Annotated in this window: 10 protein-coding genes; 4 read left to right on the top strand and 6 right to left on the bottom strand. The window is 73.1% G+C overall.

Features of this window, described 5'->3' with window-relative positions:
* Positions 1-3: 3 nt before the first annotated feature.
* The 4 genes from ACFXI4_RS22145 to rsgA form a co-directional block, all read right to left on the bottom strand.
* Complete coding sequence (locus ACFXI4_RS22145; protein WP_384993687.1) at positions 4-1185, bottom strand: SGNH/GDSL hydrolase family protein; 1182 nt, start codon at positions 1183-1185, stop codon at positions 4-6.
* Positions 1186-1354: 169 nt separating this feature from the next.
* Positions 1355-1849 (bottom strand): methylated-DNA--[protein]-cysteine S-methyltransferase, encoded by a 495-nt coding sequence (locus tag ACFXI4_RS22140; protein WP_384993479.1) that lies wholly within the window; start codon positions 1847-1849, stop codon positions 1355-1357.
* Positions 1849-3237, bottom strand: a complete 1389-nt coding sequence (locus ACFXI4_RS22135; protein WP_384993477.1) for a bifunctional transcriptional activator/DNA repair enzyme AdaA — start codon at positions 3235-3237, stop codon at positions 1849-1851. The genes ACFXI4_RS22140 and ACFXI4_RS22135 overlap by 1 nt, the downstream gene beginning before the upstream one ends.
* Positions 3238-3342: 105 nt before the next feature.
* Entirely contained in the window at positions 3343-4440 is a 1098-nt protein-coding gene (gene rsgA / locus ACFXI4_RS22130; RefSeq protein WP_384993475.1) for a ribosome small subunit-dependent GTPase A, read from the bottom strand.
* Positions 4441-4793: 353 nt separating this feature from the next.
* Between rsgA and ACFXI4_RS22125 the strand changes: the two genes are divergently transcribed.
* Positions 4794-6110 carry an acyltransferase gene (locus tag ACFXI4_RS22125; RefSeq protein ID WP_384993473.1) on the top strand — a complete coding sequence of 439 codons (1317 nt, stop codon included), beginning with the start codon at positions 4794-4796 and terminating at the stop codon, positions 6108-6110.
* Positions 6111-6212: 102 nt separating this feature from the next.
* Here the strand turns inward: ACFXI4_RS22125 and ACFXI4_RS22120 are convergent, their stop codons facing one another.
* Positions 6213-7223: a LacI family DNA-binding transcriptional regulator gene (locus ACFXI4_RS22120; protein ID WP_384993471.1), complete on the bottom strand. Its 1011-nt coding sequence runs from the start codon at positions 7221-7223 to the stop codon at positions 6213-6215.
* 201 nt (positions 7224-7424) lie between these two features.
* On the opposite strand from ACFXI4_RS22120, the gene ACFXI4_RS22115 reads away from it, so the two are divergent.
* The 3 genes from ACFXI4_RS22115 to ACFXI4_RS22105 all read left to right on the top strand — a co-directional run bounded on the left by ACFXI4_RS22115 (position 7425) and on the right by ACFXI4_RS22105 (position 10349).
* A complete protein-coding gene (locus ACFXI4_RS22115; RefSeq protein ID WP_384993469.1) occupies positions 7425-8219 on the top strand; it encodes an ATP-binding cassette domain-containing protein in 795 nt (264 codons plus the stop codon).
* The gene (locus tag ACFXI4_RS22110) at positions 8216-9250 is read left to right on the top strand and encodes an ABC transporter permease (protein ID WP_384993467.1); all 1035 of its coding nucleotides are present in this window, start codon (positions 8216-8218) and stop codon (positions 9248-9250) included. Before ACFXI4_RS22115 ends, ACFXI4_RS22110 begins: the two co-directional genes overlap by 4 nt.
* A gap of 97 nt (positions 9251-9347) precedes the next feature.
* Positions 9348-10349: an ABC transporter substrate-binding protein gene (locus tag ACFXI4_RS22105; RefSeq protein WP_384993465.1), complete on the top strand. Its 1002-nt coding sequence runs from the start codon at positions 9348-9350 to the stop codon at positions 10347-10349.
* 97 nt (positions 10350-10446) lie between these two features.
* Here the strand turns inward: ACFXI4_RS22105 and ACFXI4_RS22100 are convergent, their stop codons facing one another.
* Positions 10447-11958, bottom strand: a complete 1512-nt coding sequence (locus tag ACFXI4_RS22100) for a cellulose binding domain-containing protein (RefSeq protein WP_384993463.1) — start codon at positions 11956-11958, stop codon at positions 10447-10449.
* Positions 11959-12132: the final 174 nt, after the last annotated feature.

The following is a 12132-nucleotide window of genomic DNA, read 5'->3' as shown; positions in this document are numbered from 1 at the left end:
TGCTCAGAGCAGGTCGACGAGGCGGACGGCGGCGGCCAGGGCGCGCATGCCCGCGTCGTTGAAGTGCAGATGGTCGCCGGGGTCGTAGCCGGGCCGGATCCGCGTCGGCCGCCGCGGGTCACGGACGACGGCGTCGAAGTCGACGTACGCGTCGAAGACGTGCCGGGTGCGGATCAGCGCGTTGACCCGCTGCCGTACGGCCTCCCGGGCGTCGGTGTAGCCACTGAACCCTTCGTAGGGCGTGAGCGTCGCGCCCACGACCCGGATCCCGCGGGCATGGGCGCGGGCCACGACCGTCCGGTACGCCCGCACGAAGTCGTCGGGGTCGGTCGCCTCGGGGGTGCCCTTGATGTCGTTGATGCCTTCGAGGAGGACCAGGGCCCGGACACCCGCCCGGGTCAGCCCGTCGGCGTCCAGCCGGTTCAGGGCGCCCGGTCCCCCGGTGCTGTCGAGCAGCAGCCGGTTGCCGGAGATCCCGGCGTTGAGGACGCCGATCCGGAAGGGGCGCAGCCGTTCCGCGAGGCGGTCGGGCCAGCGGTGGTTGGTGCCGAAGCTGGAGCCGTTGCCGTCGGTGAGGGAGTCGCCGAAGGCGACCACGGTGCCGAGGGTCACGGCGCACACGTCGACACCGGTGACGTAGTACCAGTTCCCGGTGGTCCGGGTGAACGCGTCCCCGTGCTCGTCGGCGGCCCGGCCGGTGCCGCGCCCGGCGAGGTAGCTGGTCTGGAGCGCGACCCGGTGATAGGTGGCGGGGCCGGGGTCCCCCGGCGTCTCGACGGTGACCAGCAGGTCGGCGGCGGCCGGGACGGGGAGCGGCACCGGGTCGCTGACCAGGTCCTGTCCGACCGGTACGGCCGCGGTTGTGGCCCCGCCGAAGGTGGCGCCGCGCATGGACCCGGGTACGGCGTCGGGGCCGGTGCCCCGGCGCAGCGCTACGGTGACGGCGCCGAGCCGTAGCGGCGCGCTGCCGAGCCGGTTGCTGACGCGGATCCGTACCGCGCTGCCTCCGACGCTGAGATGGACGACGTTGCGGTAGGCGGCCCCGGGAACCGCGGGGACGGTACCGGAGGGCGCGGCCTCCCAGCTCCCCGCCCAGAGCGAGGGGCCGGACTCGGCGCCGGCCCGCCCCGTCGTACCCACCGCGATCAGCAGCGCCGCGCCGAGGACCCGCCCGACCTTGCGCATCCGCACCTGCCCTTCCCTAGGTCCACTGGAGGGGAAGGTGACATACGGATGCCGTGCGGGGCAGCAACTCGACCGGGGGCACCACTCGGCTGGCGCAGCGCGTGCCCGGCGGCACGGCACCCCTGAACGGCGGGCGGCAGGCGGCTGCCCGCGCTCCTGCCGGGGTGTCTCAGTCCCGGCCCACCACTCCCTCCAGCGTCAGCAGCCGTACCTTGCGCTCAAGTCCCCCCGCGTACCCGGTCATCGATCCGTCCGCCCCGATCACCCGGTGACAAGGCCGCACGATCAGCAACGGGTTGGCCCCGATCGCCCCGCCGACCGCCCGAACCGCCGTCCTGGACGCCCCGATCCGCGCGGCGATCTGCCCGTACGTCGTCGTCCCCCCGTACGGAACACCGTCCAGCGCGCTCCACACCCGCTCCCGGAAGTCGGTCCCGTGGGTACTCAACTCCAGACGGAACTCCTCCAGTTCACCGGCGAAGTACGCGGCGAGCTGCTGCTCGGCCGCCCGGAAGGGCCCCGCGTCCGCGAGCCACCCCGCCTCCACGCTCCGGGCGCCCTTCTGCCCGGGGACGGACAGGGAGGTCAAGGCCCCGCGTCCGTCCGCCGTCAGGAGCAACTCCCCGACCGGCGACGCGATCCGGGTCCAGTACGTGTCACCCATCAGTTCCTCAGCTCTCCTTCCACCAGCAGGTGCCGGGCGGCGTACGACCGCCAGGGCCGCCAGCCCTCCGGTACGTCCCGGCCCGGCCCGGCAACGTCGGGGTCGCCGAGCGCGCGGACGCGGATCTCGGCGACCACCTCCGGCCGCATCCCGGGCAGCGCCCGCAGGGCGGCCACCGCGTCGTCCCGGTCGGCGCCCGGGTCCAGCCGTACGGCGCCGTCCGCCAGCGCGGTGGCGAGCGCGCCGAGGGTGCCCTCCGGCTCCGCGCCGGCAAGCACGGCGGGCTCCGGGAAGAGGCGGGTGAGGCTGCCGGCCGGCGCGTCCAGCACCTTCCCGTACCGCTGGACCAGCCACTCCGCGCCCCCGGTCCCGACCAGGGCCCGTACCGCGGCCTCGGCCGGATCCGCGGTGCCGGGCGAGCGCAGCCCCGGCCGGGCGGCGACCAGCGGGGCGAGCCGTGCGTCCTCGGCGAGCCGCTCGTCGACCGCGTACGGGTCGGCGTCGAGGTCGAACAGCCGCCGCAGCCGCTGTACGCCGGTGGTCAGGTCGCGCGGGTCGGTGAGTCGCAGCCTGGCGTCGAGCCAGCCGCCGGGACGGGCACCGCCGTTGGCGGCACCCGTCCGCTCCTCGACGGCGACGACGGCATGGCCGTAGGGAAGTCGCAGGGTGCGGCGGTAGGTGCGGGCGCCCAGGGCACCGGCCACCTCCTCGATGCCGGGTACGGCCTCGCGCTCCAGCAGGTCGAAGACGGGGCCGGCCTGGTAGGGGCCGCGGTGGGCGAGCCGCAGCGGGATCCCGGCGGCCGGCGAGCCGCGCCGGGCGCCCCGGCCACCGGGCGCCGCCTCGCGCAGCCCGCTCGGGGTCGTGGCGTACACGTCACGGACGGTGTCGTTGAACTGCCGCACGCTCGCGAAGCCGCTCGCGAACGCGATCTCCGTGATCGGCAGCTCGGTGGTCTGGAGCAGCAGGCGCGCGGTGTGGGCGCGCTGGGCCCGGGCGAGGGCGACCGGGCCGGCGCCGAGTTCGGCGGTGAGCTGCCGTTGCACCTGGCGGGCGCTGTAGCCGAGCCGCCCGGCGAGGCCGCCGACCCCCTCCCGGTCCACGACGCCGTCGCCGATCAGCCGCATGGCCCGGCCGACGACGTCGGCGCGGGCGTTCCACTCGGCGGATCCCGGCACGGCGTCCGGCCGGCACCGGCGGCAGGCCCGGAAACCCGAGCCCTGCGCCGCGGCGGCGGTGCGGAAGAAGCGGACGTTGTGCCGCTTCGGGGTGACGGCGGGGCAGCTGGGACGGCAGTAGATGCCGGTGGTCCGCACGGCGAAGAAGAACGCGCCGTCGAACCGCCCGTCCCGGCTGCGCACCGCCTCGTACCTGGTCTCTTCGTCCATCACTCGTCAAGTGTGAGCGATGAGCGCGGGTGGGGCTGGCGGGAATCGGACACCGAGCCGACGGGCAGGGCAGCGCGGCCGCCCCACCCGCCCGCACTCATCCCGCTACCGCCACCGTCCCCGCTTCGCCTCCATCGCCGCCTTCCCCTCCGCCCCCCTCTTCTTCCAGTCCTTCTTGATCTCGGAGCGGAGCCGCGCGTCCGTCTTCGCGACGATCCACTGGTTCTCCCGCATCAGCTTGCGGTAGCTCTCCAGCCTGCGCACGGGCAGTTCCCCGGTCTCCACCGCGTGGCGCACCGCACAGCCCGGTTCGCTCTCGTGCCCGCAGTCGGCGAACCGGCACCGCTGCGCCAGTTCCTCGATCTCGGAGAACACCTGCCCGACCCCGGCCCCGGCGTCGAACAGGCCCACGCCGCGCAGCCCCGGCGTGTCGATCAGGACACCCCCGGCCGGCAGCGCCAGCAGGTTGCGGGTGGTCGTGGTGTGCCGGCCCTTGCCGTCGACGTCCCGGGCGGCCTGGACGTCCATCACCTCCTCGCCGACCAGTGCGTTGGCGAGGGTGGACTTGCCCGCGCCGGACTGTCCGAGCAGAACGGACGTACCGGAGCGGACGAGCGAGACGAGGAGGTCCAGGCCGTCCCCCTCCAGCGCGCTGACGGTGAGGACGGGCACGCCGGGGGCGCTGGTCTCGACGTCCTGGACGAGATGCGCGAGCGTCACCGGGTCCGGGACCAGGTCGGCCTTGGTGAGGACCACGACCGGCTGGGCCCCGGACTCCCAGGCCAGCGCCAGGAACCGTTCGATCCGGCCGAGGTCGAGTTCGACGGCGAGGGACACCGCGACGATCGCGTGGTCGACGTTGGCCGCGAGGATCTGCCCCTCGGACCGCTTGGAGGAGGTGGAGCGCACGAAGGCGGTACGGCGCGGCAGATACGCGCGTACGTAACGGGGGTTACCGCCGGGTTCCACGGCGACCCAGTCGCCGGTGCACACGACGCGCAGCGGATCGTGCGGGGTGACGAAGGCCGTGTCGGCGCGCAGCGGCCCGCCGGCGGTGACGATGTCGCACTGCCCGCGGTCGACACGGACGACCCGCCCGGCCAGCAGGCCTTCGGCGGCATAGGGGGCGAACTCCTTCGCCCAGGTCTCGTCCCAGCCGTAGGGAGCGAGCGCGGAGAAGACAGCAGCGGAGCTGGAAGACAAGGGTGACCCTTCACAGGGCGGCCCCGGGAATACGGGTAGGTCAGCCGGTGGCCGCGGAGGTGGAATGGATGAACTTCTGGTCACGGGCAGCGCCCATCGCAACGACAGCCATCGGTCACACCTCCTGCGCGTCAATCGGCCAACAGCGGCGGCGAATCCGAGCCGCCGCACCGAGCGACCTCACCTTAGAGGGCACGCGCACCGGGACGCCAACGCTTTTCCCCGGCTGCGTCCCGGGCCGTGCCGGCCGAGGAGCCGTGCCGGACCGCGGGCGGTGTCGTACCGGGCACGGAATGGTTGCGGCATGGGCTTACCGGCATGCGGCGCCGGGGCTGCGGGCAGCATGACGGGCCATGAGCAGAGACCGTTACGTCGACTTCCTGCGCGCGTGGGCCATCGTGCTGGTGGTCCTCGGCCACTGGCTGATCACGGCCCTGGTCCGGGAGCCCGGTGGACGAATCACCGCCCCGGAGCTGCTGGCGACCGTGCCCTGGACCCAGTGGCTGACCCTGGTGTTCCAGATCATGCCGCTGTTCTTCCTCGCCGGGGGTCATGCGGCCGGCGGTTCCTGGCCGCGGCACCGGGCCGCCGGGGGGACGGCCGCCGGGTGGCTGGGGCGGCGGGCGCTGCGGCTGCTGCTGCCGACGAGCCTGTACAGCGGCCTGGTGCTGCTCGCCGTCGGTGTCTGTTCGGCGGCGGGCGTGGACGCGGGCACGCTGTCGCTGGTGGGCTGGGCGATGGCGATGCAGTTCTGGTTCCTCCCGGTGTACCTGCTGCTCAGCGCCCTGACACCGCCGATGCACGCGGCGCACCGGCGCTGGGGCGGGCGCGTCCCGGCGGTGCTGGGGGCGGTCGCCCTGGCCGTGGACGTGCTCGTGGTGAGGGTGCACGCGCCGTACGCGGGGCTGCTGAACTACGTGCTCGTGTGGGGTGTCGCCTATCAGCTGGGCTTCTGCTGGCGGGACGGTCTGCTGACCCGGCGGCTGGTGCCGGTCCTGATGGCGGCGGGCGGTGCGGGGGCCTTCGCGGCGCTCGTGGCCTTCGGGCCGTTCCCGGTCAGTCTGATCCTGGTGACCGGGCAGCACCCCGGCAACACCGATCCGCCGTCGGCCGCGATGCTGGCGTGGGTGGTGGCCCAGGTCGGGCTGTGTCTGCTCGCCGCGCCGGCGGTGCGGCGGCTGCTGGACCGCGAGCGGGTGTGGCGTGTGGTGCGCCCGGTGGGGGCCACCAGCATGACGCTCTACCTGTGGCACATGCTGCCGGTCCTGGTGGTCGCCGCCGCGTTCTACCTGACCGGCCTCGCGCCCGAGCCGGCGCTCGGGTCCGCCGCGTGGTGGGCGCTGCGGATCCCGTGGCTGCTGGTGCTCGGTGTCGTCCTGGCCGGTGTCGTGTCCGCGCTCCGGCCCCTGGAAAGCGGGCTGACCGTGCTGTACGAACGGACGGGTCCGGACGCGGCCCTGCGGCACGCCTGGCCGCTGTGGCTCGGCCTGGCCATGGACGTCGCCGCTCTCAGCCGATTCGCCGTGCGGGGGTTCGCACCCGACGGCCGGTTCCCCGTCCTGCCGGCCGTGGGCCTGGCACTGGGCACGACGCTGGTGATGCTGACCCGGCGAGCTACGGCACACCGCCCGGAACGGCGCGCCGCGGCCCGGGCGACGGGCCGCGCGTGAGAGCGGGTTCCAGGGGTTCGGCACCGGCTGGCCGAGCCGGTGCCGGCCGGGGCGGGCGGCGGTTGTCCGGACGCGGTGTGACCGGCAGCCGGGACGGTCCGGCTACGCGGCGAACGGCCCCGGCAGCTCTCCCGACCCCCGCTCGATCAGCCGGGTCGGCATGACGACGGTGCGTGGTGGTGAGACGTCGCCGTGGATGCGGGCGAACAGCAGATGCGCCGCCCGGGTCGCGAGGCCCACCGGGTCCTGGGCGATCACGGTGACGGGCGGCGTCAGCCGCTCGGCGAGTGCGAAGTCGTCGAAGGCGATGAAGGCCAGGCCGGCGGGGAGGACGGTGAGGGCGCTGAAGGCGAGGATCTCGTTGCCGGCCAGCAGGGCGGTGGGCGGGTCGGGCCGGTTCAGCATCTCCGTGACGGCCCGGGCCGCCTCCGGGCCCGACCGCAGACCGTCCCTGACCAGTGCCGGGTCGGCGGTGATGCCGGCCGCGGCCAGCGCCGCCAGATACCCGCGCCGGCGTTCGCCGAACGTCCAGATCCGCGGGGTGTCGCCGAGGTAGCCGATCCTGCGATGGCCGTGTGCCGCCAGCCGCCCGACCGCCTCGCGCACCGCGCCGAAGTTGTCGACCACCACGGCGTCGACGTTCAGCCCGGGTGCCGCCCGGTCCACGCAGACGATCTTCGTGCCCTGTGCCTGCGCGGGGCGCAGGAAGCGGTGGCTGCCGGCGGCCGGGGTGAGGATCAGGCCGTCCACGCGGCGGGCGGTGAACGCGGCGATCACCTCGCGTTCCCGGCCGAGGTCGGCGCGGCTGGAGCCGATGAGCATGACGCTGCCGCGCTGCCGGGCGACGTCCTCGGCCGCGGAGGCGACCGCGGCCATGAAGGGGTCGGCCACATCATCGACCAACAGCCCTATGGTCTGGCTCAGTTCGTGGGTCCGGCGTAACTGGCGGGCCACGTCGTCACGTTGGTAGCCGAGTTTGCGGACCGCGGCCTCCACCCGCGCGGCGGTGCGCGGGGCGACGGCCGCATCGCCGTTCACGACCCGGGACACCGTCATCGCGCTGACGCCCGCTTCCGCGGCAACGTCCTTCATGGTCGGCCGGGTGGCTGCCACGCCACGTCCTCCACCTGCGTCACGTTTGAGCGTCGACCGGTTAACGTTACCAACTGGACGGCATATCAACAGACCTGCGAATACGTGGAGTTGAGAGGCCCTGGGGACCGACGCGGGATCGGCTGCACCACCCTTGACACCCCGCTGCGGGCACCCCAAGAATCAGCCAAGCTGTTAACGATACCAACCAGAAGGCACAACATGGCCTCTGCAAGGGAACCACTGCTCACCGCACATGGCGTGGTCAAGCGTTTCGGTCACGTCCAGGCGCTCCAGGGCGCCGATTTCACGGCATACCCCGGCGAGGTCGTCGCCCTCATCGGCGACAACGGCGCCGGCAAGTCCACTCTGGTGAACGTCCTGTCGGGCGTCCTCTCCCCCGATGCCGGCGAAGTCCGCCTGGACGGCGAGCCGGTGCGGTTCTCCGGGCCGATGGACGCACAGCGGCACGGCGTGGAGACGGTGTACCAGGACCTTTCGCTGGCACCGGATCTGGACGCGGCGGCCAACCTCTATCTCGGCCGCGAGATCGTGCGCGGAGGCCTGCTCGGGCGGGTCGGCATCCTCGACCGGCCCGCGATGCGCCGGGAGGCGGTCAGGGCCTTCGCCGAGCTCGGTGTGGAACTCAAGGATGTGACGGCTGCTGTGACAACGTTGTCCGGCGGGCAGCGGCAGTCCGTCGCGGTGGCCCGGGCGGTCGCCTTCGCCAACAAGGTCATCTTCATGGACGAGCCGACCGCCGCCCTCGGGGTGGTGCAGCGCGCTCGGGTCCTGGAGACCGTCCGCAGGGTCGCCGAACGGGGCATCTGCGTGGTGCTGATCAGTCACAACATGCCCGAGGTGCTGTCGGTCGCGGACCGGGTGGAGGTACTGCGGCTGGGCCGGCGCGTCGCGTCGTACACCGCGGCGGAGACCACGATCGAGGAGCTCGTCGGGGCGATGACCGGGTCCCTGGACGGGCCGGTCGGGGGCAAGGAAGCGGAGGGCGCACGATGACGGCCGAGAGCGACCAGGCCCCGGTGGCCGCGGGCAGCCGTGCCGGGGTGCCGGACTGGCTCCGGCGCGCGGCGACACTCAACGAACTGTGGACCTTCGTGATCCTCCTGGCGCTGGTGGTGTTCTTCACCATCGCGGCGCCGGGCAAGTTCTTCACCACGTACGACATCACCCAGATCGCCGTGAACGCGGCCATCTACCTGGTGCTCGGCGTCGGCATGACATTTGTGATCATCACGGCGGGCATCGACCTGTCGATCGGGTCGGTGCTGGTGCTGGCCGCGGTGGCGGCGGGTGAGTACAACATCCATCACGGCGGTCCGGCGTCGGGCTGGGGCACGGTCGCGCTCTGCGTCGTGATCGCACTGGCCGTGGGCACGGCGTGGGGCGCGCTGCAGGGGGTGGTGGTGGCCAGCGGCAAGGTGCCACCGCTGATCGTGACGCTGGGCGGGCTGGGCGCAGCGCTGGGGATCGCCGAACTCGCCACCGGCGGCCAGGACCCGGCCGGCGCGGCCTCCACGCATCTGCAGAACAGCCTCGGTTTCGGCAAGCTGCTCGGGATCCCCTGGATGGTGATCCTGGCCGCCGTGGTGACCGCGATCTTCGGCGCGGTGCTGGCCGCGACCCGCTTCGGCGAGCACACGCTCGCGATCGGGTCGAACCCGACGGCCGTACGGCGGGCGGGCATTCCGGTGGGCCGGCATCTGGTGAAGGTGTACGGCCTGATGGGACTGCTGGCCGGGCTGGGCGCCGTGATGTGGCTGGCCTCGTACGGCACGACGTCGATCGCCGGGCACTCCACCGACAACCTCAAGGTGATCACCGCGGTGGTGCTGGGCGGCACCAGCCTCTTCGGCGGCCGGGGTTCGGTGCTGGGCACGGTCATCGGTGTGTTCATCCCGGCGGTGCTGACCACCGGGCTGATCGTGATCGGCGTCCAGCAGTACTGGCAGGACGTGGCGGTGGGCGTGGTGCTGGTCGTGGCCGTCTACGTCGACCAGATGCGCAGGAAGACCCGGGAACGCGCATGACGCCGTCGGGCACGCCCGCGGCGCGCGGCACGGGATCGCACAGGACAACTCGATCGCCCAGGACAACTCGTTCGCGTACGACAAGGAGAACTCTGTGATGGGGAGCATACGCAGCAGGCGCGGGTTGCTGGTCGCGGTGGGCACGGTGCTGGCCCTCGGCGCGGCCTCGGCATGCGGTTCGTCGGACGACAGCGGCGGCTCGGGGAGTGCGGGCGGCGCCAAGGGCAAGAAGGTCCGGCTGATCACGGGGGTGAAGAGCGACCCCTTCTACATCACCATGACCTGCGCCGCGCAGCAGGAGGCCAAGGCCAAGGGGATGGACTTCACGGCCGACGGTTCCGCGCAGTGGGACGTGTCGGTGCAGCGCCCGCTCCTCGACTCGGTGGCGGCGGCCCGGCCCGACGGGCTGCTGATCTCGCCGGTGGACACCGGCGCGCTGACGCCGTCGCTCAAGCAGATCCAGTCGGCGGGCACCAAGGTGGCGCTGGTGGACACGACGGTGAGCGACGACTCCGTCGGGATCACCCGGATCTCGTCGGACAACGAGAAGGGCGGCCGGGTCGCCGCCGACGCGCTGGCCAAGCTGATGAACGAGAAGGGCTCGGTCATCGTCATCAGCGTCAAGCCCGGTGTGTCGACGACGGACGCCCGGATCAAGGGCTTCACCGAGGAGATGGGCAAGTACCCGGACATCAAGGTGCTGCCGACGCTCTACGACAACGACCTGCCGGCCACCGCGGCCTCCCAGATCCAGTCGACGCTCGCCGCCCACCCGGACCTGGGCGGGGCGTTCGCGGGCAACACCAACACCGGTACGGGCATCGCCACCGGGCTGAAGCAGGCCGGCAAGCAGGGCAAGGTGAAGGTGGCCGCGTTCGACGCCGAGCCGGACGAGGTCGCCGCGCTGAAGGCGGGCACCCTCCAGGTGCTGGTCGCCCAGGACCCGGCGTCGATCGGCCGGCAGGCGGTGGACCAGCTCGCGGCCGCCTTCGAGAACAAGACGGTGAGCAAGACGATCGGCACGAACATGGTGGCGATCACGAAGGACAACATGGGCGACCCGTCGGTCAGCAAGTACTTCTACAAGTCGCAGTGCTGACCCGGCCGTCCGAAATGCCGGGCTGACACACGGTCAGCGGCCGGCCGGACCCGCCCACCCGGGTCCGCCCGGCCGCCGGTCGCGGCACCACTCGGGCTCAACGCGACGAGCAGGAGCCGCCGTTCAGCGTGAAGGCGTAGGGCGCGGTGTTCTTGCCGCTCCAGGTGCCGAGGAACCCGAAGGAGAGGGTGCCGTCCGGGGAGACCGACTGGTTGTAGTCGGCGGAGTCCGCGGTGACCCGGCCGCCGCTCTGGCTGACGCTCGCGTCCCACATCTGGGTGACCTTCTGGCCGTCCCGGAAGGACCACTGGACCCGCCAGCCGGACAGGGCCCGGGTGCTGGTGACGGTGACGGTGGCCTGGAAGCCGTCGGTCCACTGGTTGACCAGGTCGTAGGAGACCCGGCAGGTGGCCGCGGCGGAATGCGATGGCGAGGCGGACGGCGAGGCGTGGCCGGTCTCCTCGGTGCCGGTGCCCGCCGTCGCGGTGGAGGTGCCCTGCGGCTCCGGGTCGGGGTTCTTGTCGGCAGGCCTGCTCGCGGAGGCCGACGCGGACGGGGAGGCGGAGGCGCTGTGGGTGGCGGGCCGCGGGGTGGACGGGGCCAGCGAGGTGGGGTCGGCGACCGGCTGCCGGTCGTCGTGGGAGGCGGTGGCCGCGCCGTCGCCGTCGCCGCTGCCCATCGGCATCATCGACACGCCGAGCGCCACCAGCGAGATCAGGACCGCCGCGCCGAGCAGCCCGTGGCGCAGCACCCGGCTGCGGCCGGCGCCCTCCTTGGGGTGGCCGCCGTCGTGGTCGCCGGCGCCCGGGCGGCCGGGGCCGAGCCGCACCTCGGCCGCGCGGCGGCGGCGCTCCAGGTAGGCGAGGCCGCCCCAGCCGATGACCCCGCCGGCCAGCGCCGCGGGCAGTCCGCCGCCGTGCAGCCGCAGACAGGCGGCGGCCTCGGCGCACTGCACACAGGTGGCGAGGTGCCGGGAGAGGTCGTCGGGCGTGTCGGCCGCGGCGGACCGGGTCACCGCGTCCAGGAGGCGGGCGTAGCTGCGGCACTCGGCGGCCATCGGTGTGTCGAGGTGCGCGCGATGACAGCGGTCCCGGAACAGACCGCGCACCTGCTCCAGTTCCTGGGCGGCGACGGCCGGGTCGAGACCGAGCCGGCGTGCCACCGAGGACAGCGGCAGCGCCTCCACCTCGGCCAGCCACAGCAGTGCGGCATCCGCCTCCTGCATGTCGCGCAGGCCGCGCAGCGCGACGGGCCGCTGCAGGGGCAGGCCCGTGTACCGCGCGGCCTTCTCGGAGTTGAGCCACAGCCTGAGGTCCGGGTCGAGTCTGTGGCCCCGTCCGTCCGCCTCCCAGCCGGCGGCCGTGTTGCGGACGGCGGTGAGCAGCAGCGGGATCATCGGCAGCCGGGCGGAGCGCCGTCCGCCGCTGCGGGCGGCGGTGAAGTCCGTGTCACGGGCCTCGCGCATGCCGAGGGCGAAGGCCTCGGTGGCCAGTTGATTGGCCGTCAGAGAGCCGGACGTGCACAGGTCGGCGTAGGAGAGCACCGCGTCCCAGCATTCGGAGAACAGCGCTGCCTCGGCGGCGTCCTGGGGGATCGGCAGGTCGGGCATGGGTCTCCTGCATCAAAAGCGAGGTCAACTCACCACATCGGCAATGGAGTTGGGGGGAACCTCGCGGCAGGACCCGAGCTTTTCACGTCTCCTGCACAACTGACAAGCGGCCTATTCAAAACCGGTTACCGATGGTCGTGCCACGGATTCTCCCCGTCACCCGCATCACCGGTC

The organism is Streptomyces sp. NPDC059224 (genome assembly GCF_042754285.1).
Taxonomy (GTDB): Bacteria; Actinomycetota; Actinomycetes; order Streptomycetales; family Streptomycetaceae; genus Streptomyces.
The sequence above is the reverse complement of the archived record's forward strand: the minus strand, read 5'-3'. Positions and strand labels throughout refer to the sequence as shown.

Excerpts from the sequence above, each read along its gene's own strand:
- ACFXI4_RS22145 (WP_384993687.1), bottom strand. The coding sequence starts at position 1,185 with ATGCGCAAGGTCGGGCGGGTCCTCGGCGCGGCGCTGCTGATCGCGGTG.
- ACFXI4_RS22140 (WP_384993479.1), bottom strand. The coding sequence starts at position 1,849 with ATGGGTGACACGTACTGGACCCGGATCGCGTCGCCGGTCGGGGAGTTG.
- ACFXI4_RS22135 (WP_384993477.1), bottom strand. The coding sequence starts at position 3,237 with ATGGACGAAGAGACCAGGTACGAGGCGGTGCGCAGCCGGGACGGGCGG.
- ACFXI4_RS22125 (WP_384993473.1), top strand. The coding sequence starts at position 4,794 with ATGAGCAGAGACCGTTACGTCGACTTCCTGCGCGCGTGGGCCATCGTG.
- ACFXI4_RS22115 (WP_384993469.1), top strand. The coding sequence starts at position 7,425 with ATGGCCTCTGCAAGGGAACCACTGCTCACCGCACATGGCGTGGTCAAG.
- ACFXI4_RS22110 (WP_384993467.1), top strand. The coding sequence starts at position 8,216 with ATGACGGCCGAGAGCGACCAGGCCCCGGTGGCCGCGGGCAGCCGTGCC.
- ACFXI4_RS22105 (WP_384993465.1), top strand. The coding sequence starts at position 9,348 with ATGGGGAGCATACGCAGCAGGCGCGGGTTGCTGGTCGCGGTGGGCACG.
- ACFXI4_RS22100 (WP_384993463.1), bottom strand. The coding sequence starts at position 11,958 with ATGCCCGACCTGCCGATCCCCCAGGACGCCGCCGAGGCAGCGCTGTTC.